Origin of the sequence: Planotetraspora kaengkrachanensis, from assembly GCF_016862895.1 — a bacterium.
GTDB lineage: Bacteria > Actinomycetota > Actinomycetes > Streptosporangiales > Streptosporangiaceae > Planotetraspora > Planotetraspora kaengkrachanensis.
This window is the reverse complement of record NZ_BONV01000052.1, coordinates 1-4,097: the sequence shown is the minus strand read 5'-3', so window position 1 is coordinate 4,097 and position 4,097 is coordinate 1. Positions and strand designations below refer to the sequence as shown.

Sequence of the window (4,097 nt, the reverse complement as noted above, 5' to 3'; positions counted from 1 at the left end):
TCTCCACTTCCACGATCTCCGGCACACCGGCAACACGATCGCGGCCAGTTCCGGCGCAACCCTCCGCGATCTCATGGAGCGGATGGGACACGACTCCGTACGCGCCGCGGTGATCCATCAGCACAGCACGGCGGAGGCCGACCGCAAGATCGCCACCGCCATGGACGACAAGATCACACAGGCCCGTCCGCGCGGCGGCTAAGGATCTTCAGCAGCGCGCAATCACGAAAGCTAATGGCACGCTACTGGCACGGCGATCACGCCTCTATCCGCTGATCAACACAGTCAGAACCCCTCTTCGGGAGAGCGGCAGTGCCGTCCAATGGCACGCTAATGGCACGCCGATCGCCATGGCCGGTGCAGAGCTAATGACACAAGCCACCCATGGCGCACGCCACGCATCCGCGGCCCCCGAGCGCCTTGTCGAGATCACACATGACTCTGCCTAGTCGCCTCTCGTCCGCCGGGGCGAACTGCTCGATAGGCACACCCGCAGCGAAGTGCTCGCAAACCATGTAGATGTGATCGCGAAGAACTGCCGCCGTCTCCCGATCCAGCCGAAGCATGATCTCGTCCACGCCTGGACCCTACCGCCGACGGCTTTACAGCCGAGCTTGTGAGCTGCTTGGTATCCACGAGCTGCGTATACGACTATGGAATGGGCCTCGACGGGAGAGATCATCCCGCGCATATCCCGCGACGACCCCTGCGGCGCCTTCTGTTAGTAAGAGCACTGACGGCCGGTAGATCTCACATGTCACTGTTCATGCGGACGTGCAGGTGCCCCTTGTGCGGGAAAGCCGACGGTTGGGCAGGGAGCACGGAGCGAAGGACATATCGGCACTTCTCTGCCACACGGCACGAACCATGGTTATCGACGGCATGCAGCAGATCGAGGCGGGCCAGAGGCATTATGCGCTGTGAGCCGAGCGCCCAACGCGATACAACCTCAAGGGCGCGGCTGGCGATGCCTTGCCCTCGGACTTCGGCCGATGTCCAGTAACCGACTGTTGCCGCAGCCTCGTTGGGGTCGGTCGCCTTGACCACGATGTGCCCAACCGGACGACCAGGATCGCCCTCCTTGCCTCCGCACTCCAGGACGGCGAAGCTGAGCCGGACGCCGGCGGCCCACCCTTCGCTCTGATCATCGATCCATCGACGAGCCTCTGTATCGCTGACAAGTGAGGTGGTCAGCCAGCGGCGCAGAAGCGGATCACGGTGAGCCGCCACAAGGGCTACCGCATCCTCTGCTCGCCAGGGACGCAGGCGCAACGCAGGTGCGGACGCAGTCGGCTCCACAGACAGGATTACCGTCACAAACGCTCATTCTCCGACGCTTGGCTGCTCGGTGCGATACTGCCTGTCGCTCGCTGAGGGACACTATCCAAGATCGCACTCTGGCAGGAGGACTAGTGGCTACCCGTTATCTGTACCTTGCTCGCCACGGAGAGGCCTCGCCGGACGAGAGCGGCTTGACTGAGAACGGCTGCCGTCAGGCGGTCTTACTCGGAAAGAGGCTGCAAGGCATCCCACTTTCGATAATCCACCACGGCCCGCTGCCACGGGCAGCGCAAACTGCACGTTTGATCGCCGAGCAACTGGACGGCGTTCCCCTGCACGTTTCGGAAGTCGCCGGTGACTACGTCCCGTACTTTCCCGACAAGGAAGAACTGGCGCCGGATTTCGCCGACTTTCTGCTTCGCTTCCTTGATCAATCCACACCAGGGGAACGTCGGCGAGGTCCTGTGCTCGCTCAGGATGCTCTAAAACGGTTCTCCGGCGCCGTAGACGGTGACGAGGCTCGCCACGAGTTGATCGTCACCCACAACTTTTTGATCGGATGGCTTGTCCGGGCGGCGGTGGACGCCCCGGAATGGCGCTGGCTTGGCCTCAATCACTGCAACGCAGCCTTGACCGCTATCCGATACGCGCCTGGTCGCCCCGCGTCCGTGCTCTTCTACAACGACATGGGGCACTTGCCCCTCGAACTGAGATGGACGGGCTACCCGCCTGAGTTGCACATATGAAGACCCTGCGTGATTCGGCGCGTCGACAACACGGCTGTCAGCTTGGGAAGTGTATGGATCACGGCTCGTAGGGCTGCTGGCCTGGGCTTCGGGCCGGTCGTGAGTGACCGTGGTTGCCCCCTCGTCACCCTGGTTAATGGCCCGCTAACGGCCCGGCGGTCGCCCTGGCCCTACCTCGCAGCGTGGGATCCTCGACACATGCCCATGATTATGAACAGCCTTCCCGATCCCTGCCTGAGTTCTTTGACTGCGACTGCTCGGACATCTACTACGGTCCGCGGTCCAGGGAGGTCGAATTCCCCGGCACAGTGGCTTCGATGTCTGCTGTGACGCACTTGATCAGCACATCCTGCTCCATGCGTGACCACCAGTTTGGAAGATCTCGGTACGCGACCCTGTGAGCTGCTGCGGCACTGGTCAGAAGCGGTCTTGCCCTGCCCGTGAGTCCCCGTGATTCCCCCTTGTTCCCCGGCCTTACTGGCACGCGAATGGCACGACCTGAGAACCCCGTGCGGACGCACGCACCCCTCCCCGCCTGATCTTCCGTCTGCCTCGTCCCACTCCGGAGGGGCAACAGCCCGGGGACGGAGTATCAAGGCCGTCTTCGCGTGTACGTCAGCCGGTAGACGTTCCTCGGTCATTGGATGCCAACGATCACAGACGGCCTTGATCCGGAGGAGTCGGGATGTCGGGCTTGCCTGGGACGTAGCAGACGGGACGATCAGGCTTCCACCTCAGCCCCTCTGGTCCTCGGCGATGTGCGGGCGATCATCCCGGAGCTCAGGACCCCCGCCGGAGGCATCGCTTTTCTAACAGCGAATGGATTCTTCCTGCCGGTGGCTCAGATCATTGCTTGGGTACTCATGTGATCGCAGAACGCACCGGCCGATGAAAGCGAGTGGTTGGCCGCCACCTACCTTCTCTAGGTTGGCTCCATGACTAATCACCCGTTCCAGATCATCTGCGAGATCGAACCGCCCACCCGGCCAGACCTAAAGCACGTCCGGCACCAGATCGGCACGCTGAGCAAGGTGGCCGACACTTTCCTCGTACCCGACAACCACATCGGCCGCGCCACAGTGTCCAGCGTGGCGGTCGCGCATGAAGTCGAGGCAATGGGGGGACGTAGTATCGCCTGCCTCAACTCACGCGACCGCAATCTGCTGGGGTTCCGCCGGGACCTGCTCACCGCAGCCGCATACGGCGTTGACCAGTTCCTGTTCGTCTACGGGGACAAACCCAGTTCAGGCAGCCGGACCGGAGAGCTGAACGTACGGGCGATGATCGAGGAGGTCCGAGCTCTACCGAAGGACAGCGCGTTCGCGGGAGTGCGGCCCTTCCGCGTTGGAACAGCTGCGGCACTGCGTCCGCTGCCGGCATGGAAGCGAGCCGCGGACTTTATGTTTGTCCAGGTCAGCTTCTCGCTGGAAGCCTTGCTGAGGTGGCGGGAGGCCAACCCGGTGGACGTTCCGGTATATGCAGGCGTGATGGTTCTCGCCAGTGAGGCGCACGCCCAACGTCTCGCGGCCGCGATCCCGGACATCGACATCCCGAGCGAACTGGTGGAGAAGGTCGCCTCCGACCGCCTCGCCGGTGTCGAGGCCACCTGCGAACAAGTGCTTCAGATCCGAGACTCCGGAGCTTTCGACGGCGTACATCTAATCCCGGTGGCCCGGTATCGCGAGGTAGCCGCCCGGCTGGAGCACCTACTCAGCTGACGGCATGGTTGGGCAGTCCTGGCCGGTAATCGGTCCGGCTGCTCGGAGCAACTTGGCGGCGGCGCGTCGCTGGGGTCGGTGAGTACGTTGGGTACGGCGGGCGCGCGGTACGGCTACGGTCCGGGGCGCCGCCGGCCGGGACCGGCCCCCAGGCCGCACGCCCGGACGGCGGGCGGCAGAGGGCCGGGTACGGCGGCGCGGCGCGCCGCCGCTTGATTCCTATAAGCCCAATTCGGCAAGTTTTGCCGCTTGACTGCATCGGCATTCTTAAACAGTCGACCCCTGAAGCGCACTGGCGTTTCGGAAGCAATCCCATCCCTTGCCAAGGCGGCATAGTCGGATACTGGCTAGA

General features: G+C 63.4%; 3 protein-coding genes and 1 pseudogene. 3 read left to right on the top strand and 1 reads right to left on the bottom strand.

Translation table 11 applies throughout. The features are described from left to right. Positions 1–202, top strand: a pseudogene (locus Pka01_RS37455) (site-specific integrase); the annotation flags it as partial. Between the two features lie 548 nt (positions 203–750). On the opposite strand, the gene Pka01_RS37450 reads toward Pka01_RS37455, so the two are convergent. Beyond that, positions 751–1,317 (bottom strand): GNAT family N-acetyltransferase, encoded by a 567-nt coding sequence (locus tag Pka01_RS37450; RefSeq protein WP_203887748.1) that lies wholly within the window; start codon positions 1,315–1,317, stop codon positions 751–753. Between the two features lie 95 nt (positions 1,318–1,412). Here Pka01_RS37450 and Pka01_RS37445 point away from each other — a divergent pair, with 95 nt between their 5' ends. Both Pka01_RS37445 and Pka01_RS37440 read left to right on the top strand, forming a co-directional pair. Beyond that, the gene (locus Pka01_RS37445) at positions 1,413–2,027 is read left to right on the top strand and encodes a histidine phosphatase family protein (RefSeq protein ID WP_239116100.1); all 615 of its coding nucleotides are present in this window, start codon (positions 1,413–1,415) and stop codon (positions 2,025–2,027) included. 935 nt (positions 2,028–2,962) lie between these two features. Further along, on the top strand, positions 2,963–3,745 hold the full coding sequence (locus Pka01_RS37440) for a methylenetetrahydrofolate reductase (protein WP_203887747.1): 783 nt from the start codon (positions 2,963–2,965) through the stop codon (positions 3,743–3,745). Positions 3,746–4,097: the final 352 nt, after the last annotated feature.

Coding starts and splice junctions, on each gene's coding strand:
- Pka01_RS37440 (WP_203887747.1), top strand. CDS start 2,963: ATGACTAATCACCCGTTCCAGATCATCTGCGAGATCGAACCGCCCACC.